The organism is Enterobacter sp. SECR19-1250, assembly GCF_013391025.1.
In the GTDB taxonomy this organism is placed as follows: Bacteria; Pseudomonadota; Gammaproteobacteria; order Enterobacterales; family Enterobacteriaceae; genus Enterobacter; species Enterobacter cloacae.
This window is the reverse complement of sequence record NZ_JACASJ010000091.1, coordinates 1-20,807: the sequence shown is the minus strand read 5'-3', so window position 1 is coordinate 20,807 and position 20,807 is coordinate 1. Positions and strand designations below refer to the sequence as shown.

General features: G+C 52.5%; 24 protein-coding genes and 2 pseudogenes. 8 read left to right on the top strand and 18 right to left on the bottom strand.

The genetic code is table 11. From position 1 onward, the window contains the following. Window positions 1–184 (top strand): hypothetical protein (locus HX884_RS27020; protein ID WP_218620095.1); only part of this gene is annotated, 184 nt, incomplete at its 5' end. Between the two features lie 49 nt (window positions 185–233). Here HX884_RS27020 and HX884_RS20000 read toward each other — a convergent pair. The 10 genes from HX884_RS20000 to parM all read right to left on the bottom strand — a co-directional run bounded on the left by HX884_RS20000 (window position 234) and on the right by parM (window position 6,601). After that, window positions 234–431: a hypothetical protein gene (locus HX884_RS20000; RefSeq protein WP_110820890.1), complete on the bottom strand. Its 198-nt coding sequence runs from the start codon at window positions 429–431 to the stop codon at window positions 234–236. A 49-nt stretch (window positions 432–480) separates the two neighbouring features. Continuing rightward, entirely contained in the window at window positions 481–891 is a 411-nt protein-coding gene (locus HX884_RS19995; protein WP_032663704.1) for a DUF1380 family protein, read from the bottom strand. Window positions 892–933: 42 nt separating this feature from the next. Then, the gene (locus HX884_RS19990; RefSeq protein ID WP_032638121.1) at window positions 934–1,362 is read right to left on the bottom strand and encodes an antirestriction protein; all 429 of its coding nucleotides are present in this window, start codon (window positions 1,360–1,362) and stop codon (window positions 934–936) included. A gap of 356 nt (window positions 1,363–1,718) precedes the next feature. Next, window positions 1,719–2,141, bottom strand: coding sequence for a DUF1380 family protein (locus HX884_RS19985; RefSeq protein WP_013087145.1), 423 nt, complete (start codon window positions 2,139–2,141; stop codon window positions 1,719–1,721). A 266-nt stretch (window positions 2,142–2,407) separates the two neighbouring features. Continuing rightward, complete coding sequence (locus HX884_RS19975) at window positions 2,408–3,100, bottom strand: DNA methylase (RefSeq protein WP_063624437.1); 693 nt, start codon at window positions 3,098–3,100, stop codon at window positions 2,408–2,410. Window positions 3,101–3,623: 523 nt separating this feature from the next. Then, complete coding sequence (locus HX884_RS19970; RefSeq protein WP_045890699.1) at window positions 3,624–4,091, bottom strand: hypothetical protein; 468 nt, start codon at window positions 4,089–4,091, stop codon at window positions 3,624–3,626. Window positions 4,092–4,465: 374 nt separating this feature from the next. After that, window positions 4,466–4,669 carry a hypothetical protein gene (locus HX884_RS19965; RefSeq protein WP_015572059.1) on the bottom strand — a complete coding sequence of 68 codons (204 nt, stop codon included), beginning with the start codon at window positions 4,667–4,669 and terminating at the stop codon, window positions 4,466–4,468. Window positions 4,670–4,697: 28 nt separating this feature from the next. Next, a complete protein-coding gene (locus HX884_RS19960) occupies window positions 4,698–4,961 on the bottom strand; it encodes a hypothetical protein (RefSeq protein WP_015572058.1) in 264 nt (87 codons plus the stop codon). 3 nt (window positions 4,962–4,964) lie between these two features. Beyond that, entirely contained in the window at window positions 4,965–5,627 is a 663-nt protein-coding gene (locus HX884_RS19955) for a plasmid partitioning/stability family protein (protein WP_032664819.1), read from the bottom strand. Between the two features lie 2 nt (window positions 5,628–5,629). Next, the gene (parM, locus tag HX884_RS19950) at window positions 5,630–6,601 is read right to left on the bottom strand and encodes a plasmid segregation protein ParM domain-containing protein (protein WP_110820892.1); all 972 of its coding nucleotides are present in this window, start codon (window positions 6,599–6,601) and stop codon (window positions 5,630–5,632) included. A 231-nt stretch (window positions 6,602–6,832) separates the two neighbouring features. On the opposite strand from parM, the pseudogene HX884_RS19945 reads away from it, so the two are divergent. The 4 genes and pseudogenes from HX884_RS19945 to HX884_RS19930 all read left to right on the top strand — a co-directional run. Continuing rightward, window positions 6,833–6,946, top strand: a pseudogene (locus HX884_RS19945) (peptidase); the annotation flags it as partial. A gap of 610 nt (window positions 6,947–7,556) precedes the next feature. After that, window positions 7,557–9,272 carry a group II intron reverse transcriptase/maturase gene (gene ltrA / locus HX884_RS19940; RefSeq protein ID WP_047345193.1) on the top strand — a complete coding sequence of 572 codons (1,716 nt, stop codon included), beginning with the start codon at window positions 7,557–7,559 and terminating at the stop codon, window positions 9,270–9,272. 67 nt (window positions 9,273–9,339) lie between these two features. Then, the gene (umuD, locus tag HX884_RS19935) at window positions 9,340–9,672 is read left to right on the top strand and encodes a translesion error-prone DNA polymerase V autoproteolytic subunit (protein ID WP_074174315.1); all 333 of its coding nucleotides are present in this window, start codon (window positions 9,340–9,342) and stop codon (window positions 9,670–9,672) included. Then, entirely contained in the window at window positions 9,672–10,943 is a 1,272-nt protein-coding gene (locus HX884_RS19930; protein ID WP_110820894.1) for a Y-family DNA polymerase, read from the top strand. The genes umuD and HX884_RS19930 overlap by 1 nt, the downstream gene beginning before the upstream one ends. A 562-nt stretch (window positions 10,944–11,505) precedes the next feature. Here the strand turns inward: HX884_RS19930 and HX884_RS19925 are convergent. Then, window positions 11,506–12,471, bottom strand: a complete 966-nt coding sequence (locus HX884_RS19925; RefSeq protein ID WP_013087134.1) for a ParB/RepB/Spo0J family plasmid partition protein — start codon at window positions 12,469–12,471, stop codon at window positions 11,506–11,508. After that, entirely contained in the window at window positions 12,471–13,637 is a 1,167-nt protein-coding gene (gene sopA, locus HX884_RS19920) for a plasmid-partitioning protein SopA (RefSeq protein ID WP_023327689.1), read from the bottom strand. The genes HX884_RS19925 and sopA overlap by 1 nt, the downstream gene beginning before the upstream one ends. 740 nt (window positions 13,638–14,377) lie before the next feature. Here sopA and HX884_RS19915 point away from each other — a divergent pair. Next, entirely contained in the window at window positions 14,378–15,388 is a 1,011-nt protein-coding gene (locus HX884_RS19915) for a RepB family plasmid replication initiator protein (RefSeq protein WP_015572055.1), read from the top strand. A 243-nt stretch (window positions 15,389–15,631) separates the two neighbouring features. On the opposite strand, the pseudogene HX884_RS19910 reads toward HX884_RS19915, so the two are convergent. From HX884_RS19910 to HX884_RS19895, 4 genes and pseudogenes are all read right to left on the bottom strand, one after another. Continuing rightward, a pseudogene (locus tag HX884_RS19910) lies at window positions 15,632–15,889 on the bottom strand (site-specific integrase); the annotation flags it as partial. A gap of 201 nt (window positions 15,890–16,090) precedes the next feature. Then, the gene (locus tag HX884_RS19905) at window positions 16,091–16,867 is read right to left on the bottom strand and encodes a site-specific integrase (RefSeq protein WP_061549454.1); all 777 of its coding nucleotides are present in this window, start codon (window positions 16,865–16,867) and stop codon (window positions 16,091–16,093) included. An 18-nt stretch (window positions 16,868–16,885) separates the two neighbouring features. Beyond that, complete coding sequence (locus HX884_RS19900) at window positions 16,886–17,416, bottom strand: hypothetical protein (RefSeq protein WP_111969540.1); 531 nt, start codon at window positions 17,414–17,416, stop codon at window positions 16,886–16,888. A gap of 130 nt (window positions 17,417–17,546) precedes the next feature. Continuing rightward, window positions 17,547–17,837 (bottom strand): hypothetical protein, encoded by a 291-nt coding sequence (locus HX884_RS19895; RefSeq protein ID WP_013087126.1) that lies wholly within the window; start codon window positions 17,835–17,837, stop codon window positions 17,547–17,549. A gap of 472 nt (window positions 17,838–18,309) precedes the next feature. Between HX884_RS19895 and HX884_RS19890 the strand changes: the two genes are divergently transcribed. Together HX884_RS19890 and HX884_RS19885 are read left to right on the top strand one after the other, a co-directional pair. Beyond that, complete coding sequence (locus tag HX884_RS19890; RefSeq protein ID WP_111969542.1) at window positions 18,310–19,056, top strand: zeta toxin family protein; 747 nt, start codon at window positions 18,310–18,312, stop codon at window positions 19,054–19,056. 28 nt (window positions 19,057–19,084) lie between these two features. Further along, entirely contained in the window at window positions 19,085–19,714 is a 630-nt protein-coding gene (locus HX884_RS19885; protein ID WP_111969543.1) for a hypothetical protein, read from the top strand. A 108-nt stretch (window positions 19,715–19,822) separates the two neighbouring features. On the opposite strand, the gene HX884_RS19880 is transcribed toward HX884_RS19885, so the two are convergent. Next, window positions 19,823–20,107, bottom strand: a complete 285-nt coding sequence (locus HX884_RS19880) for a hypothetical protein (protein ID WP_231609564.1) — start codon at window positions 20,105–20,107, stop codon at window positions 19,823–19,825. Beyond that, complete coding sequence (locus HX884_RS19875; protein WP_231609563.1) at window positions 20,104–20,739, bottom strand: ParA family protein; 636 nt, start codon at window positions 20,737–20,739, stop codon at window positions 20,104–20,106. The genes HX884_RS19880 and HX884_RS19875 overlap by 4 nt, the downstream gene beginning before the upstream one ends. Window positions 20,740–20,807: the final 68 nt, after the last annotated feature.

Sequence of the window (20,807 nt, the reverse complement as noted above, 5' to 3'; positions counted from 1 at the left end):
CGCCACGCCACGCCACGCCACGCCACGCCACGCCACGCCACGCCACGCCACGCCACGCAGGACCGTATCAGTGACAATTTGCCCTCACAATGCCTTTCATGTGCATCTCCCCGGGATTACATCAGGGCGGGAGGGGGCAGCGCCGCAGGCGCTGGCCTTGCCGTCCGTCAGCCCGAAGGGATGACAGGGTTTTCGCGCGCGAACAGGCGGCGCCTATGCCCCGCCCGGATTATTTACTTTGCATCCCCCTGACCGCCCTGGAGAATGAAGTGGCCGCAAAGATAAACGGCACACTGGCGGGTAGCCGATTCGCAGATCTCATCCAGCACTTTCGCTGTGGTTACGGGGCTGAGTCCGGATTCGCGACGTCGTTCGTTGATGAGCGTTTTATATTGGCGCAGGATGTTACGGGTTTCCGGTGACAGTTGCATGGTGTTCTCCTTTTTTCAGTTTCCGGAGGCAACGCCTCCGGTTTCTCTGTCAGGCATCGAGCGCAGCGCGCAGGCTCAACATGACGTCGTTTTCTTCTTTCAGGGTTTCTTCTGCCGATCCGCCGCCATCCTCCGCGCATACGGCGATACGCTCCATTTCCTTCCCTGCAAGCTGCATCACCACCGCAAGCGCCGCTGCCGGAATGGTGACATTACGGTGTTTCCGTTTTTCTTCCACCATCACCTCAACAATGTTGTAGATGAGAGGGACACATCCGGAGGGATACAACTCTGCCTCCAGTCTTTCCATCACCACGTCGATCTCTTCATCACTGAGATCCCAGTCAATGCAGAGACCGCGAATATCGTTCCGGCTCCAGCTGGCGAATACAAATTTCTCGCCGTCATTATCGTCATCACGCAGCATTTCGATGGCTATCTCTTTTGCTGTACCAATCATGTTTTTCTCCATTAGTCGGGCGGCATTGCCGCCCGTGGTGAATCAGTCAAGAGCACGCCAGATCGTGGCGCTTTCAGGATGGGTATCAGCAAATGCCATAAGCTGCTCATAACGGCGGCAGAAGTGGCGGCACAGCTCCTCATGGTCATGGTTACTGTGGTGCCAGCTCCGGTGATTCAGTACCAGCGCCGTGAGGATGATCCCCGCCACCTCCCCGCTGACAGTCTGCTCAAACCAGTTGTCCGGATTGCACAGGGTCAGGCTCTCCACGTCAGGCGCCATATATCCGCCACCTTCCGGCAGCCGGTAAAACTGCCAGAATCCCCCCTGATACTCAGGGCAGTAACGCCAGGCGTAGGCGTACACGGATGCCTCGGACGTCATAAAATCGCCGCCAAACAAATCAGGCAGGAAAGTCAGGCGCTGCGCACCCTCAAGACGAACAGCATCACAGGTCACGGTCTGGTTCATAGATCCTCCACGGTTAATATATTCTCGGTTCCGGCATCGCCGTGACGACACGACAGACCGGCGAAAAGCGGAGGACACAGGGGCGACGCCGCAAGCCGCAGCGCAAAGCCTTCACGGGCTGAATGCACCGTGAAGGGTGCGAACGGGTGAGGACGGAGGCGTAAGCGAACCCTTGTGGCCGATGCGGCCGGGCTACAGTGAAGTCACGGCGCATGCCGTCACCGCACGGAGCTTCAGAGGAGTTTCATTGTCCCGACGTGGCCCGGAGGGCAGCGGCGGATAAAAGCGAAAGGCACTGACATCCTTTTCGCAGTGGATGGCCATCGGTTGCCGGGGCGTTACCCCGGCTCTCTCCCTTACGCGGCCAGCGTCTCCTGTAATGCGTGAACGTCCTTCAGCTCATTCCTGACGGATTCAGGCTCCTGCCGCCCGGCTTCCCAGGCCATACCGATCCGGTTTTCCAGCTCGCATTCATAGTTACGCAGGACGCGGGACAGGAGTACCGCCGGAACACTCACCTGACGGTTTGCCACTTCCCACTGACGGGCCAGGAGATCGCTGACAGTCAGATTATTTACCCCCTCCTGGCGGTATTGCGTCATTTTCATTTCGCCGATCGCCTTCATCAGATTCCGGATTTCAGCCCCGTCCGGTTCTGGCTGGGCTTCACGGCAGGCCACGCTAATCCCCTCTTCCGTCCAGACCAGCAGGACCAGGGGTTCGTCAAACGTGAACATGTTTTTAAGCTGTACACAAAGTTCTTCGCGGGTTCCGTACATCGTTTGTTCTCTCTTGTAAGGGGTTACAGGCCGGGCATCAGCCCGGCAGGGTCAGTCAGTCCTGAAAGGTTTCGTCCAGCACCAGGGCTTCGCGGTAGGCTTCAAGAAGCAGGGTGTTGATCCGGCGCAGAGTCTGCGCAGCCATACGTTCGGTAAGCGTTGCCGCGTCGTGCCGGTGCTGCGATTCGAGGCGGTTCAGCGCACGTCACACATGGCATTGCTGAGCGCGGCCACGTCCGCGCGCAGGTGTTCAAGGCCCGGGTAGTTCATGCCGCCTCCGGCCAGTCGGGGTAAAACGCGCCGTCATTGGCCGCCGGCATCCTTCTTGCCCGTTCAACCTGTGCCAGACGTCGAACGCCGGCGGCGTGGTACTGCTCAAGCATCTCGATCCCGATATAGCGGCGGCTGGCTTCGGCGGCGGCCACGCAGGTGGAGCCGCTGCCGGCGAACGGGTCAAGGACAATGGCCCCCGGACGCGTGAGCGATTCAATCAGCGGCCGCAGGCTCTGCACCGGCTTCTCCGTCGGGTGATGTCGGTTGCCCGTGTATTTCCAGGGGATCACGTCCGGGATGGGACGGTCCGGGGTTTGCGGCCTTCCCTTCGCCAGCAGGTAGGCGCTCTCATGGGTGTAACCCACGAACGTCGATTTTGAGGCGTAGCTCTTGGCAAAGACGATATGGCCAACCACCCGGAAACCGGCCGTTTTCCACGCATTCAGAAACAGATCCGCGCGGTTCCAGGCATAGAAACTCACCATCAGGCTGTCATTTTTCAGCACGCGGTACATTTCATGACTGGCGGGCTGGAGCCATTCGGCAGAGTTGTCCCCGGCCAGGGTGCGGCCGGTACGGTCCTTATAGCCAACCAGATACGGCGGATCGGTAAGAATAAAATCGACGGCACGCGCCGGAAAACGGGACATCACCTGCACGCAGTCACCCAGAATAAAACGGGACATAGACACACTCCTCTCTGATATGCGGCACCCTCTTGCGCCGTGCCGCCACAAAAACCCGGCTCTGAGCGGAGGACGCAGGGGCGTTCCCGCAGGCCGCAGCGCAAGCCCTTCACGGGCTGAATGCACCGTGAAGGGTGCGAACGGGTGAGGAGAACGGCGATGAGCTTCCCTTGCGGCCGCAGCGGCCGGGTTAGCGTGAAGGCACGGCGTTGAACACGCCGCCGGCTGGCGGCAATAAGGCGGAGGGAACCGACATCCTTTGTTACCGGTTCTGGTAGCTGATGAGTCAGACAGGGTATGGCAGAATGCACACTGATAATGGATTCGCTCCGTTATCTTACATGTGTGCCTTTGATTTCAGGACGCCCCCGACCGGAGACGTCTTTTTTTGAGTCGGATATATGGCAGGTGAAAAAAGGCAGCGATTGTGCAATTATCTGTGCCGAAAACATCTGATGGGTTTTCACTTACAACGAATATGACACATTTCAGGACACCCCCTCCCCGGATGGTGTCCTTTTTTTCAGCGCCCCTTCACGTGGTCGATAGCAAACTGCAGCGTGTCCCAGTTAAAACCGATGCCTGCATCGTGGCTGTGGTCGCAGATACGCATGGCTTCTGCAATTTCCTCCTCCGACAGACTGCCATCGAGCGACAGAAAATCATCTTCCAGCCAGAACGTCCCCATACACAGTGCATCCGGTGGGTACTGCTTCAGCCTGGCGATGAGCCCTGCCACCGTCACATCATCACGACATGCAGGACGCGGCGGCAGGACGCGATCGGCGATGTCGTTCCAGCACCAGTCATCGCACTCCGGTACGGGTTCCAGCAGGGTCTGTAATTCCACGCCCGGCAGCAGGGAGAGCTGCTCCAGAACCTCCCCCAGAGAAAGTCGCTCTCCGCTGGCATCTTCACTCCCCAGGTAATGGTGATTGATATAGACGGCAAACTCGCCGTTATCGAGTTCAATACAGGTCAGTCTGAACATGGTTGTGTCCTCAGCATCCGGCACCCTCTTGCGCCGTGCCGCCACAAAAACACGGCGTAAAGCGGAGGACGCCAGGGCGACGCCGAAGCCGCAGCGCAAGCCCTTCACGGGCTGAATGCACCGTGCAGGGCGCGAACGGGTGAGGACGGAGACAACGTGAACCCTTGCGACCGCAGCGGCCGGGTTAGCGTGAAGGCACGGCGGGTAATTTTTTACGGGAGATATAAAGCGGAGGAAAAATTTCACATTAAATTAAAATGTGATTTACATCACAAAACAATACATTATAATCGCCGAAAAATTAAGCGTTTAGTTTTGACGGCAGGGATGAGATGTCACCCTGCCGTTTTTTTCTGAAGTGTACGGGACCGGATTTAACGCGCAGGAGCTGCACCAATACGTCTCAGCGCATCCTCTACTTCACGCAGCCCAAAAATATCTTCCGGCGGCTGCTCTTTTCCGGACAGGCTACATACCGTAAAGACGGCATTTGATGCGGATAATCTCTCGCGGAACAACGCCTGCAGTGCCACAACGACCAGCGTACGTTCGTCTCCTGTCAGTTCTTCAAGCAGCATACTGTTTCCTTCAGGTTAATGTTCATATTCATCCCCGCCCCTCTGGTTTTTTCTTGTCAAACGCCAGGAGAACCCCGAGGCCGATCAGTGAGGCATAGCAGACCTGCATCGCGATTGTCACCGGCAGTGAGATGTTATCAACCAGAACGCCAGGAACCACGACGGCCACGCCTGCCAGTATCATTCCCCTGCCGGTCTTTTTGACCCGTTCCGGCCACTGAGATTCAGGCACGTTCCGGGCGCGCAGAAAGTTATGAATGCACTGCACTGCTTTTTGTTTAATCACTGACATGCTCTAGTCTCCGAATGCCCGGCGCATATTTTTCTTTATGCTGGTCGCTTCAGCGGATACCGGTGCGGCAGGCTCCGCTGGTTTCTCCGGCACTGCAGCCATACTCACGTCAGCCGTACCAGCCATCTGCTGAACCAGAACCTGCAGCTCGCTGACCGTGCCGGGCGGTACCGGCATACTGGCCAGCAGACGCGGCAGCTCCGGTGCGGTCGTATGCAGGGCCAGACCGGTGATAATCAGGTTTCTCAGCAGCTCTCCGCGCAGGCGGGATGACACGCCCGTCAGCACACGCTCAACCCGTTCACTGCTCCGGTCATCCTGAAGCGTCAGGGTGTAACGCCGGCGCTGGTATTCCGTCTCCGGTGACATGGCCAGAGCAGCCACGCCACCATCAGGCTCATCAGGAAGTCCTGAGAGTGAAGACCAGGTGCCGGATACCAGGGCCATCACGGCACAAAGCCGGATGGCACTCAGATGTCCGTCAAAGAACACCGGGATCAGCGCCGGTAAACGGGCATCCGTCTGGTACATCACCGCCCCGGCGGTGGCGGCGGTCCGAATGAAGTCACCGCGCAGGGGCTGTGAGATGGTGCTGATGGTCGCCATCGCCGTGATGTCGGTGCGATCGTCGCTGTGCAGATAGAAAGAATACTGGCCGTCCGGCACGTTTAGTCCTCTTTATTGTAAAGGGCAATCTCTCTGGCCAGCGCCAGCTGCGGATCGCCGATAACCTCGATACGGTCAGGAGCCAGAGGCCAGGCCTGACGGATAGCCTCTTCAATGAGGGATGCCCCTCCCCCGACCAGGAATACCCGGTTAACGCTCCTGAAGACCGTCAGCTCACTGGTGACACGCGCGCCCAGGGAAGTGATTGCCTCTGTAATTTTGTTCAGAACATCGTCAATTTTTCCGGCATCGTTGATCACTCGCTGCAGATACTGACGATCATTGCGGTTGCGGATGACCGTGTCAGCAATAAGCGCGCTGGTTTCGCTGTCTGCAGCCCGCAGCGCGCCTGCAGTTGCGCGGGTGACCTGTGACACGCCGACAGACGGATTGCCGTGTACCGCACTGATATCATCAAACTGTCCGACAATCACGCCGGCATCGAGCGTGGTTCCGCCGAGATCGATAATCAGGGTGGTCTCAGCGGGTCCGGGCTTCAGCTCCGCGAGACGGGAGAACGCCGCCGGCAGTGATTCAGGCATCACCTTCACGTCCGTTACGGTAAATGCCCTGCCCTTATTCAGAACCAGCTCACGCATCAGGTTTTCTCGTTTGCGTCGGATGTTCTCCTCGTTCCGCTGGCAGTCCCCGTCATAATACTCGCTCAGGGGCAGCGTCACGGTCAGGCTCACCGGCTGCGGCTCAAGTCCGCTGTTCAGCAGGGCATGATGCACGGCCAGCAGGTTGAGATCACCGTACTGGTATTCCACGTTTGTTGTCGGGATGGCATCCCGGCTGACGCTGTCCCAGGTGTATTTCAGCGTGCCCACCTGATAGTTGAACGTTGCGGCACTGAATTCCGCCACTTTCCAGCCATGCCGGAAGGAGTTAGCAGAAACCCGGGTCTGCAGCTCGTTTCCTTCAAACCATGCCAGCTTAACATTAGTTGAACCATCATCGCAGTAAATATTCATCATTATGCTCCGTCAATTAAACTCAATTTGATACATATTATAAGAGCAAAATGGCAAAATAAAAGCCATACTTCTCATTATGAGTAATTTAAATGTCCCATAATGATATTAAATAGCATTTTGAGTAACTTAGGTTACTCACCCTGTTCATGAAGCAGGTGATCTGGATTATCCTCACGCTGTTAAATATACTGTATGCATATCCAGTATATTTAGACGTCAGGAGGAAAGATGAAACTGCAGCTTTTCAGCACCGGGAAAGCACTCCCGCCACAGGCCCGTCCGTTGTTTGCAGACCTGGCCAGCTGCGGTTTTCCGAGCCCTGCCGCTGACTATGTCGAGTCCGTGCGACGTGAAGTCGCCTGAATAATTGTTCCGCTGAGAAATCAGAGAGGAACCTGATGTTCCGTCATCAGTAGCCTACCGGTACATGCGGGAGCGGTAACGCTCTGGTGTGAAGCTGCCGGGACAACGAAGCCGGGTCTGCGTACCTAGCCGAGTCCGTGAGGACAGGTAACATCTGCAAGCATCGTGCGGATGCGGCGCCAGGCTGGATGGTATGACCAACATAAGTGAACTGCTGATAAACATCGTTACATAGAACAGGCCAAAGATGCTGTCAGGCCTGAACCAAAAGGTATGCGGTCGGTTGCTTCACTTCGATTCTTGAGGCACACGGACATAATGGCCGTCGGTGAACAGGCAGGGTCTAACCCATCTCGTTATTCAGGTGGAACATGGTAAGCCCGTATCGCTGCCCTCAGGGGCAGGTAAATCGCAAGAGGCACTGTTGGCGGTGCGGGTATGAGATGGTGGAGAAAGCGAATGCTGCCCTGTAACCGGGCAGACAGAGGTTGAGCTCAAGTGCGACATCACCTCACGCGAAAGCGGGCAGACTTCCACCGGGTCTTTCTTTACGGGATAACCTGAGAAACTTTCTTTGAGGGAACAGCAGATGACTACGTCAGCAACAGGCGCGGGTGCCCCCTCTCACGAACCGGAGGCATGGCACAGCATTGACTGGGCTCAGTGCCACCGGGAAGTGCGAAGGCTGCAGGCACGTATCGTAAAGGCAACGCGGGAAGGCAGGTTCGGCAGGGTTAAAGCCCTGCAGTGGCTGTTGACCCACTCGTTCAGCGGTAAGGCTCTTGCCGTCAGACGGGTTACCGAAAATAAGGGCAGGCATACGCCGGGCGTGGACGGCAAATTATGGACCACCCCGGCGGCCAGATTTCAGGCCATTAAGTCGCTACAGCGGCGGGGATACCGTCCCCTTCCTCTGAAGCGTCTCCTTATCCCCAAAGCAGACGGCAAAAGCCGTCCGCTCGGCATTCCGTCGATGCGTGACAGAACCATGCAGGCACTCTACATGATGGCACTTTCACCCGTTGCGGAGACCACAGCCGATCAGCGCTCCTTTGGCTTCAGGCCACAGCGTTCCGTAGCTGATGCAATTGAACAGTGCTTTATCGTGCTGTCGAAGAAACACGCGCCAGAGTGGGTGCTGGAGGGGGATATTCAGGGATGTTTTGACAACATCAGCCATGAGTGGCTGATGGAAAACATACCGATCGACAGGGTAATACTGAGCAGATGGCTCAAGGCAGGATACATGGAAGGGCGTCAGCTTTTTCCCACCGAAGCAGGTACGCCACAGGGTGGAATTATTTCCCCGGTGCTGGCAAACCTTGCACTCGACGGGCTTGAAGCAAGGCTAAAGTCCCACTTTGGTCGTCCGCGGTATGCGCGGAATCTTGAAATAAAACTCAAGGTCAATTATGTGCGTTACGCTGATGACTTCATCATAACCGGCCGCTCGAAGGAGTTGCTGGAAAATGAGGTCATGCCTGTGGTGGAGAGGTTCATGCTCGAGCGTGGTCTGACGCTCTCCCCCACAAAAACGCGGGTTACACGTATTGATCAGGGTTTCGATTTTCTAGGCCATAATCTGCGCAAATTCAGCGGTAAGCTGCTGATACGCCCGTCCGGTATAAACGTCAGTCGCTTACTGGAAAAAGCCCGCGCAACAGTGAGAGAGAACCCGGCACTGACGCAGGAGAAGCTTATTAAAAAGCTGAACCCGATCATTCAGGGCTGGGCAGATTTTCACCGGCACAACGTTGCAAAAGCTGCATTTGCCCGCGTGGACCATGAAATCTGGCTGGCGTTGTGGCGCTGGTGCAGGCGGCGGCATCCTCAGAAAGGTAAACGCTGGATCAAAAACCGTTACTTCCATCAGGTGGGTAACCGTAACTGGGTATTTGCAACGCCTACAGGCGAGTACTATCCGGATGGAAAACCGGTTCTAAAGTCTCTGCGGAAAGCCACCGACACCCGCATCACACGCCATACAATGCTGAGGCTGGGGGCAAACCCGTTCGCTCCTGAATGGGAAGCATACTTTGAGGAGAGGATGTCCCGAAAGATGCTGCTGTCACTCAGCGGGAAGAAAAGGATCGTCACGCTCTGGCAGAGTCAGCAGCGACGATGCAGGTTATGTCAGGAGCTGATCACGCCCGAAACCGGATGGCATGTTCACCATATTATCCGTCGTGTCGATGGCGGTACTGACGACAACAGCAACCTGTGCCTTGTGCATCCCGTATGCCACAGGCAGATCCATGCCCTTAACCTGAAGGTAGCGAAACCGGCTCGCGCAAGTGGGCTTTGAGAGGCCTGAGCCGTATGAGGGGAAACTCTCACGTACGGTTCTTAGGGGGGGATGGGTCAGCAATGGCCTGTTCCTACCCGATGACCTGGATCTCCATGATTACTGCATACGGCACCCAAGCGCGACTTACTATCTCCGTGCCAGCGGTGACAGCATGTCCGACGGCAGCCTTTACAATGGCGATCTGCTGGTTGTGGACAGTGCAGAGAAGCCCCGGCACGGCGATATTGTTGTGGCCAGTGTGCAGGGGGAGTTTACGGTTAAACGGCTTCTGCTGACGCCACGACTGACGCTGCAGCCAATGAACGCCGCCTGGCCGCCGATTTATCCCGACCCGGACGATCTGGATATCTTTGGCGTCGTCACGCACATCATCCACCGCCCGAGGGAGATGTACTGATGTTTGCCCTGGCCGATGTGAACAGCTTTTATGCCAGCTGCGAACGTATTTTCCGCCCGGATTTGAAAGGAAAGCCGGTTGTGGTGCTCAGTAATAACGATGGCTGCGTTATCGCAAGAAGTGCCGAGGCAAAGCCCTGGATCAAAATGGGCATGCCGTGGTTTCAGATGAAAAACGAAACGTATCCGGAAAAAATATACGCGTTCTCAAGCAACTATGAACTTTATGCCTCGATGTCAGCGCGCGTGATGAGCTGCCTGGAGGAGCTGGCCCCAAGGGTGGAACAGTATTCGATTGACGAGATGTTCCTCGACCTGACCGGCGTTGAGCACTGCATGGACCTGGAGGACTTCGGCCGGCAGCTGCGCCAGCACGTGTATGACTGTACCCGTCTGACCATCGGCGTGGGTGCCGGGCCGACGAAAACCCTGGCAAAATCAGCCCAGTGGGCCTCAAAGGAGTGGAAACAGTTTCGTGGTGTGCTCGCCCTGACCAGGGGGAATCCTCAGCGAACGCGGAAACTGCTTTCACTGCAGCCGGTCGAAGAGATCTGGGGCGTGGGAAACCGTATTGCACGCAAGCTCAATGTACTGGGTATCAGGACCGCGCTCGATCTGGCCCTGACGAACCCGGCCTTTATACGCAAAAATTTCTCCGTCGTTCTCGAGCGAACAGTACGCGAACTGAACGGGGAAAGCTGCATGTCGCTTGAGGAAGCACCACCGACGAAACAGCAGATCGTCTGCAGCCGCAGCTTTGGAGAGAAGGTTACTGAATACGATTCGCTGCGGCAGGCTGTCTGTCAGTACGCAGAGCGGGCATCTGAAAAGCTGCGGAAAGAGCACCAGTACTGCCGGCATATTTCCGTATTCATCAAAACGTCTCCGTTCGCCGTTAAAGAGCCTTACTACGGCAACGTGGCCACGGAGAAACTGCTTACCCCCACTCAGGACACCCGGGACATCATTGCGGCCGCCACAACGGCTCTGGAGCGTATCTGGAAGGATGGGCACCTGTATGCCAAAGCCGGTGTGATGCTGAATGACTTCACCGGCTCCGGCGTTTCGCAGCTGCAGCTGTTCGACGAACGTCCGCCACGTCCTCACAGCTCTGAGCTGATGAAGGTTCTCGATGGCATTAATCATTCCGGTCTGGGACAGATCTGGTTTGCCGGGCGAGGGATAGCGCCATCATGGCAAATGAAACGCGATATGCTCTCCCCTGCGTACACCACCCGCTGGAAAGATATTCCCGTTGCGAGGATCAGATAAATTCTGCTTTTCTGAGAGAGCCAGTAGTGCTCGCCGCAGCCGAACGACAGGGCGAAGCCCGCGAGTGAGCGAGGAAGCACCAGGGAACAAAACGAACATAATCTTCTTACGCACCTAATACAGGAATCACAGTAACAATCTCAAAATCTGTATTGTGATAGAAACAGCTGAATAGAGTGGGACCATGGTCCCAGTTAAATCCGGCGTGTGGAATCGATATTCCAGGCGGGGTTGAAGGATGAGTTCTGACACGCAAGTAGGAAGTGGGACCGTGGTCCCAGTTAATCTGGTGTATGAAATCAGTATTCCGGAATGGGTTACCGTCTGAGTTCTGATATGCAGGTTGAGGGGTGAACTGCGGAACTAGTTAAGGAAAACTAGAAAAAACTGGATCTTTAGATTGTGGTAACAATCAGGTTGGGAGAAGTAAACAGATCTTTTTAACAACACTGGGCTATAGTGCAGAAAATAACTGCTTCGGATGTATATATTCCGAAGCAGCATGTAACGCATTAAGGATATTGGAAATTAATGAAGACTCTCGCGTGTATCATTAAACAGGCTAAACTTTTTGTAAGTCGCGCAGTATGCTTTCTATCTTCTCGATACACTCGGCAGGCAAACGAGATTTATCGAGATTAAAAATCACCTTATCGCCTTTGTATAGGGCTGTCGCACCAGGTACAAATTGATGACGGGTATTAAGGTTTACTTTTTTACCTGATGGCTCTTTCAGAACATCCGTCAGTAAACCAATAACTTCCTCGGATTCAAAGATAACTCCCGCTTTCTTTTGCTCATGAAGCTGTTGTGTCCGTTGCAACAATAAAGCTTCTTTTCCCGAAAATGCTTTGTACAGCGTCTCCCCAGAGCGGGCGGAAAGTTCACCAGGATGAGTAAACAGGGCAACCACTGATTTTGGCAAATGGGCCGTGTTGATGCAACGCGTGATGATTTTACGGGAAATATTCTCAGCTTCAGCCAGAGCAGAGATATTGCCGTTAAAATCATTTTCCAACCGCTGTGCATAACGGTTGCCCCGTTCATAAGCGCTGACAGGACGATAATCATTACCCAGCCGTGATAAAGCCATCATCTGTTCGTCATCGAGATCCCCGACGAGAACACGATAATCTGATGATGTCAGTATGGCGGCTTTACGACGGCGACTACCATCAGCAATTTCAATGACACCTTCTACCCTTCGTCCGAACGCAGGCGTCTGTTGACCACTCAGCATAAAAGAGGGAATCAGATCATCAAGCGCGTCTTCGGTCAGTAGTTCCTGGTCACGTTCATTACCTGACCAGACTCTTGATGCCGTCTCAACACTCTCGCCCGGGATCGCTTCCAGAATAAATTTCACTTCCCGGCCACAAACCGGAAGCAGAATGGTATTCCCGCGGGCCATGGCTCCAACCCGTGCAATTAATGAATCAACCATCGGTGCAGCGGGTGCCGCTGAAGGTTCAGTTTCGGGGCGGATATCTTTTACGGTATGTTTTGGAATGACTGGTGCACGTTTCATTATCTGATCTCCCAGCGAGGTTTAATCAGGCGATCAAAAATTTCATTACAGACAGGCTCCCAGATAGACAGCGCATTTCGCCAGGCTCCTGTAGATGAGCGCTGATCGATAGCCTGCTCAAACACCGTTCTCATACGGATCTGACCTTTACCGACTTCGTCGGTCTCGCGAACAACGTTTTTCAGTACCATGCTTCCCCAGGCATCGCGGATCTGTTCTTCCATCCAGGGTGACTGTGAGCCATTGTTATTGCTGTACTTGGTCAGAAGAATTCTAACGTCAGGTTCAAAACCCTGCAGGTCCACGTTTTTTAACAGGTCGCGCAGCATGTCAAAAAACTGAAGGGCAGAGGTGTAATCAAATAACTCTGCTGGCGTTGGCACGATGAGTACATCTGCAGCACAGACGACATTGATGGTACCAATACCGAGGTTCGGTGCACTGTCGATAACAATGACATCATAATCATGGGCCACTGTTTCGATGGCCAGGCGAAGCATCATATGAGGTTCTGTCGGCAGTTTCCCGTTGTCAAACCTTCCCATTAGTTCTGTCTCAATGCGGTGCAGAGCCAGGCATGAAGGTATGATGTCGAGACCCGGCCAGCAGGTGGCTTTGACGGCATAGGCTGCATCATCGCGCTCACCAAGATAAAAAGGCAGCAGTGTGTCTTCGGCATGGATATGCAAATCAGGGACCCAGCCGTGGTACATGGAGGCTGTGCCTTGAGGATCGTTCCCTTCGACAAGCAGTACTCGCAGCCCTTTCAGCGCCAGGTCCTGTGCCAAATGTACAGATACAGATGTCTTATAGACACCCCCTTTATGTGCTGCCACCGCGATGACGGGCGGAACGCTGTCATCAGGACGGCGCAGACGGGTGCCAAATACATCCCGCATATGGTTGATTTGTTCAATGGTGTAGCCCACCCGCTGCTCTACACGTCCACGCATTTCCATATCAGGATGGGGAAGGCGTCCTGCTTTTTCTGCATCACGGATTGCCTGAGAAGAAACGCCAATCAGATCGGCGGCCTCACCCACACGCCAGCGACGGGTAATTTTCCTGGCTTCCGGGCTATCATCGTTAAACTGTGCAATCGCGATAGCTTTCGTCATTTCATGACCGGCCGTAATGCACTGGTCAAGCGTTTCCATCAGTCCCATTCTTTGTTCCTTATTATTATCTTTGCATTAATCTATTAAATCTTGGTAAAAGGCGCAAAGCAACATTAAAGTTGCAAACCGTCTTAAATATTGCAAAGCCGATCAAAATATAGTCTTGTTCAGTTCAGCATCCGCCTGAAAGGCTGCCGCATGCTTCAGTCAATATCATCCGCTCGCCGCAGAAAGTATGCGCGCGTAGGCGCATGCGTCGAGGAAGCGGAATTACTCCGTACTAACAAGGTGTGGCTGACGCTCTGAAGCTAACGAAGCTCCACTGGAAGGAACTGAATGGTAAGGAATTGACTATAGTATGCAGATTATTGACTGCGGTATGAAGCTGAATAGGAATAGGGAAGAGTAATGACATGCATTTTTCTGCATATCACAGTCAAGACTATTGCCTTTCCTGGTGTTGTATTACTGGGTTGTTGTACCAAGATTCACATTGTGTCATGTCAGTGGTCCATATGTATTGGATGCTGGCTGTTATTCCATATTTCGATCCAGTAATTGATCCTTAAGGAGATCATGTTGAGATCAAAAAGAGATCCCCGGATCGTTTAGCGCCCCGCTACGCCTGAGCCTGGAGACTATCTTCATTAACTGTGGTGTGTGGTATGTTGACTGTTGTGTGCGAGATCAACTATTGCGGTATGCAATTGTATTAACTGGGGTATGTATTTCCGTTGACTGTGATATGCGTATATACTTTCGTTTGTGGATAACCGCGGGTTAATAAAATGGCTATGGAAAATAATGAGTTACCCCTGAATCTTCAGGAGGTCAATAAGACAACGGGTGAAGTTGTTAAGCTGGATGTCAACAGCGCCAGTACTGTTCAGCCTGTTGCGCTCATGAGGCTTGGTCTGTTCGTTCCTACCCTCAAATCGACCTCTAGGAGTAAGACGAACCGCAAAAACGTCACGGATGCGACTGAGGAGCTCGTACAGCTGTCCATTGCCCGGAGTGAAGGGTATACCGATGTCAGGATCACCGGATCGCGCCTCGATATGGATACGGACTTCAAAGTCTGGCTTGGAATCATCCGTTCAATGTATGATTTTGGCGTTAAGGATGACACGCTCAAGCTGTCTTTTGTTGAGTTTGTTAAAATGTGTGGCTTTGACTCCCGGCGCTCTAACAAGAAAATGCGTGACAGGATAAGCAACTCCCTGTTCAAGCTGGCATCCGTAACCCTCAAGTTTCAGAGTGAAACGAAAGGGTGGACTACGCACCTGGTTCAGTCTGCCTATTACGACATCACTGCCGATGTCGTGGAGATCAGGGCAGAGCCCAAGCTCTTTGAGCTTTATCAGATGGACAGGCGGGTCCTGTTGCGTCTGAAAGCCATTGATGCCCTGCAGCGCAAGGAGTCCGCACAGGCACTCTATACCTACATTGAAAGTCTGCCACAGAATCCGGCCCCCATCTCCATGAAGCGTATGCGAGACAGACTCAACCTGACGTCTAACCTCTACACGCAGAACCACACGGTGCGCAAAGCCATGGCGCAGCTGAAGGATATCGGCTATCTGGATTACACCGAATTCAAACGCGGCCGGGCCACCTACTTCAGCGTGCATTACCGTAATCCGAAACTCATCAGTAGCAAGGTCGTTGTTCCCCGTGAGCCGGAAGAGGAAGTACCTGAGCAGAACTATGACGAAGTTATTAAAGCCCTGAAGGCTGCAGGTATTGATCCTCAGAAACTAGCAAAAGCGCTCGCCAGCGTGAAACCGGGAAATGACTGAGGAATGCCGTTTTAGAGTTTGTTGACTGTGGTATGCAGAGCGCATACCACAGTCAATTTATACTGATTCATCATTCCGTTTAGGTTTTGCTTGCCTTGACTGCGATATGCGGATAGGCCTACCGGAGTATTGATATTGACTGCGGTGTGTGGAAGAGCGGGCAGTCTGCTCAACATCTTCACTGCGATATGTTTACTTTCATCACTTAGTCAATATTGTTCGTCAGGGCGGATGCCCTTAGCCCAGTACTTTCACAAAGGGTCTTAACCCACCGAGATCAAAGGATTCCGGGGGCAGCGTCCGGGATTCACTGATCCGCACTCCCGTGTTCCAGAAAGTAGAGAACAGCATTTAATGGTGAAGATCCGGCATATAGAAGAGTAGGGCTCTCACTTCGGGGACGAGTAGGTACGCCAGGGTGGCGCCGGTTAAAGTGGCCATCCTTCTGAGTGCGGCCGCGGTCGCAAAGTCGACCCCATGGGCTTTCGGCAACAGTGAAATGCGTTATGAAGAAAAGGGGGCAATGCAGGGATGAACAGGATCGGAACGAAAAGGTAAGTAATGAAGAAGACGTAAAGTGCGTTACGTGAATTCCGGCCTGGTACAGCCTGGACCCCTGTCAGTTTTCACGTAACGCAAGATTAATTTATTATCGAATAAGTGGATGTCATTACAACTGTCTGTAAATTTTTACAAATTTAGTTATCTTTTTTTCAGCATGGCAACAGCATCAGCCTCTGCCATTGAAAATTGCACACGATGCCTTGCAGCAACATCGAGCGCAAATACCTTTGTATAGACTTCCGTCGAGCTGATCGACTTGTGCCCCATCAGGCTCTGCAGCACCTTCAGCGGAATTCCGGCATACAGCATGTGCATGGCGTAGGAGTGGCGGAACGTGTGTGGCGTCACCGGCACGGAGAACGTCACCCCGTCGGCGGCTGCCGCTTCAACAGCTTCGCCCAGCCAGGTGCGAACGGTACGGTCGGTGATCTCCCAGATGCGCACCTTTTCCGTTCTGCCGGTGCGCTTATTCCGGCGTTCCAGCGGTATTTTCAGGGTGGCCACCATCATTTCCAGCTGGCGGGCATACTGCGGATCGGAAAGCGGAACGTTACGATGAGGCTGGCTGCCGGCCGGAGCACGGCCGGCCGTTCGGGCCGCTTTCTCCTCCCGCTGTTTGAGGGTTGCCAGTTGCACGAACGGGTAGGGCGGGGCCAGGGAAAAATCACTCCGGGTCAGGGCCAGTGCTTCGTTAATACGGGCGCCGGTGTTCCACAGGGTGGTCAGCAGCATCTTACGGTGAAGATCGGGCACGTAGTGGAGCAGGGCGCTCACTTCCGGCGCCAGCAGGTATTTCGGCAGTTCGTCCTGAACGAGCGCCATCTGGCGCAGTGCCAGCGCGGCCGGGTAATCGATGGCCACCGGCAGCTGAGCAGAGGAAAAAGCCCCGCTATGGCCTGGCAGTGCTGGCATCATGTTATGTCACCATTGTCATTAGAGTGTGCAGTGCATCACCGGTGCATCCGGGGATGCCGGACCCGGCAGGATCAGATACTCGGTAGCAGATTTGACACGGTAATTGGTGTAATCTTCAAACGAAACCGGGCTTGCTTTCATCCCCGCGAGAAAAGTTTCTTCAAGACCGCGGGCATGCGGAAGCGATAGTTCTATCGTCTCAGGATCGATGGCCATTTTCTGGCGGGTGGCTTCCAGCTCAGTGGTCAGCCGGTATTTTTCCGTACGAAAAGGAATACTCTCTTCAGCGTTTCGCTGTGTATAGGTCACGTCAAACATCATGCGATCACCGTCGTTCTGCAGTACCACGCCCCTGAGGAGACTTTCTATACGAACGGGGGATTCACCTTTCTGCGGAATCTCCGAGGTCCGGCTGCAGATAATCACCATCCCGGGTTTCTGACTGGCATTAACCATCCGCATTTCACTGAGCGTTGCCGCCCCTGCATCCCGTGCAGTCACACCCAGCAGGATCGTCAGCCCCATTATAAAACCGGTCAGTTTACACATCGTTCCTGTATCCTTTACGTTAATGTCTGGATCATCTTCAGGGAGAAATCCCGCCGGACTACACTATCGAGTGACATGTGGCCGCCAGAGGGTGTCCAGCCGACCACTCATTAAATGCTGCTGTCGGCTATCAGTAGCGACCAAGAGTCATTAACTGGAAGCATTTTTCCTCGGAGAGCTCTCCTTCTTTCTTTGGGAGAGGGCCAAGGAAAGGAGTTATCACATCGACTTCTGTGGACAGATACCATGTGTCATCAGCATCATCCCACCAGGCAACTGTGCGATCGTCCCAAGTGTGTATCTCACGGTAGCAGCCGTATCCGTATATGTGCTCAAACTCCGATTCTTCCATCCAGACTCTGTCATGCCCAAGGATTATGAGAGCCTCAAATAAAACACTCAGTGTAATTTTCATATTCATAATCAACTTCCTTATTATTTAATATCTATTAGTTCTATTTATTTATCATCGCCAGCAGAACATTCCGTTGCCCGCCCGCAGTGATTAGCAGAATAACAGTCACCGCCCGCAATTACCGGATCTCACTCTTTTTGACTTCCGAAAAATTCATAATAGCAAAGTTTTCGGAAGCGATGATGAACAGATTAACAGGATTTACTCGTCAGGTCGGTCTGATGCGGAGAGGGTGAAAGTTATCTAACTACTTAAAGTGTAGCACATTTTTAATTTTCGTTTCACAAATCAGCGCAGAAAATCGCCGTAATCCGGAACTAGCGGAAATCGGAAATCTGTTGCGAAACCAGGAGTGAGACTCCACGAACAGACTAAGCAACAGCGCTATGCGGCCAGCCCCGGTTTCAGGGGGCGTTATAAGATGAATAACCTGTGATAGACTTTCAGCACAGCTCCCATGAAAGGTACGTGACGGGTAATGAACGAAAATCATAAAAAAGAGATATTGATTAAAATCTCTGAGGACTTTCTGGATGACATTCAGGCGCTATCACAAAAGGTTGCCACTCATATCAGAGATGATGTGTTTAAGTATATTTCAGACGGGATTCCTGCGTCAGAAGATCCAAATATAATTTTTACCGCCGGTGCGCCTGCATGCGGTAAAAGTGAAACCGTAAAGCATATTCTCAGTGAATACCCGGACACAGTGCATATTGATCCCGATGAATTCAGGGGGTTATTCCCATATTATACAGGGAATAATGCAGATGTTTATCAGACATATTGCACGAATATAATGTCGCGCTGTTTTAATAAAGCAGTGAAGGGGGGCTTTGATATCATCCATGATACGAATTTTGCTCATGAAGATACTGCTGTCAGGAATGTCCGTGAAGCACTCAGACGAAGCTATTCAGTCCAGATCATGTATGTCTATATGGACCCCAGAATCGCCTGGAAGCATGCCATGAGACGAGACAGGAAAATCAGGCCTGACGTATTCTGCAACAATTTCTTACGTGTCCGTCAAACCATTAAAGCTGTGCTTTCGCATCCGGATTTTCAGGGAAAGCAGTTGCGTTGCCGAGCCTATGTTTATGAAGAGATAGCAGGCCAAGCGGCTTTCAGCAGGACCATCCATGAGAACATCACCGCAGACACGCTGGATGCGGTAGTGCCGTTCAATTACTCAATTTCAGATCTTGAACAAATTGCTGTATAATAATAATACAACTGTAGGGGAGGGGTTTATGTCACTGAAAACTAATGAATCAACTCAGAAAAAGAAAAAGTCTCTGAGGGATTTATTCGGAGACAACCTGACCGAGACCGGGAAAGCTGATCTTGAAAGGGCGGGTGAACTCGCCGCTCAGGATCTGGCCAGCGTTATTTTTTCTGAAAAATTTGTTTCGACCGAAACAGAAATAGATTCGGGCAGCGTACATACACCTGGCTCGGAAAGTATCGAATCGGGTGCCTACTGGAGCAGCCATATGCCATCGCCTTATAGCTCCCGCGAGGTAGGGTATAATCTGGCCATGCAGTGGGGGGCGGCTCCGGTTACTCTCAGGACTGATATTAAAGACGCCAAATATTTCAAAGGTAAAGCGCTTAATTCAGAACAGATGAAGGCCGTCATCGACTCAATGGTCCGAAATATGAATGAATTAGCGAACAGAGAGTCTTTTCTCATAGCGAGTGAGCATTCTGAAGGTTTTCACTCTGTGACGGGACTCAAACAATCAACGCTTAAAGTCAGCGGATTGGACGGCGAAGAATATGTAACGTTCTTACCAATGAAACTGAAGGAAGATCGTATGAGATTACTTCCTCAGACTAGCCGGCTACGCAGACGCCAATTGGCGCATAAAGTTAAATAAAAACACAGGCTCTTAATTTTAAGAGCCTTTTTTATTCATATCACTCCAATCTTGATAGTATCAACATGTAATTCAGAAACACTACAAAAGACATTCAATTGTAATACATTATATGTTTTCTTTTATGGCTTTTAGAACCTTTTCCGGTCCTGCTGCCTGAGCGAGATAGAGCCCTGCACGCAGGAGTGTCGACACAGTAATGTTCTTGTGGGTCAGTGCCTGGATTTGCTCGACCAGCTCCTGCGCCAGTACTTTTTCTGCCGGGGTCATACGGACGGTTTTTGGCGTTTCACCGGTAGTATTTTTCTTTTTTGCAGAAATGTTGGTAAGGCTGCTTTCTTTGGTAGCCCGTTCCGGCTTTTCCATTTTTGGTCGTACCAGTTCTTTGGTCATTTTGCTGCCTCGTTGCTGATCATTTCTTCAAGTTCACGTGCAAGTTTGCCGTAGTCGACTAATGCCATAGCGCTTTTCTGATAATAATAAAGCGGAAGGCAAGCCACCTGAGATTGCACAATAGCCTGGTCTGTACGGATTCGGCTTTTCAACAACCGTGGAGAAATTCTCTCGTGTGAAGTCAGTGCGGTTTCGATATAAGTATTAATTTTTTTATTCGCGCCGTTGTAATTATTACGGAATACACTGAATCGTGTATAATCCTCTTCGGAAATCTCATCCATATAGTCAAGCATGATTTCCAGGCCACTTAATGAAAAGCTTCCACCGTCGACAGGCACCAGAACATGGTCGGCAATAAATATTGCATTGCCGGTTGCAATATTTAACCCCGGAGCGCAATCAATGATGATGTAATCATAATCTGACCTGATTTTCTCCAGATGCCGACCCAGAATTTTTTCACGGTGACTGCGGGTGAGGGTCTGTTCAATTATTTTTTCGAACGTTGGATCAGACGGAATCAGATCTAAATTAGGGATAGGCGTCTCACCAGCCACGGCTGGAATAATGACATTCCGGATATCAAATCGGGAATTGCTGTAAAGATCGCAAATAGTAGAACCATACATCGAGTAGTACTTTTTGGTAATGACTCCAACTTACTGATAGTGTTTTATGTTCAGATAATGCCCGATGA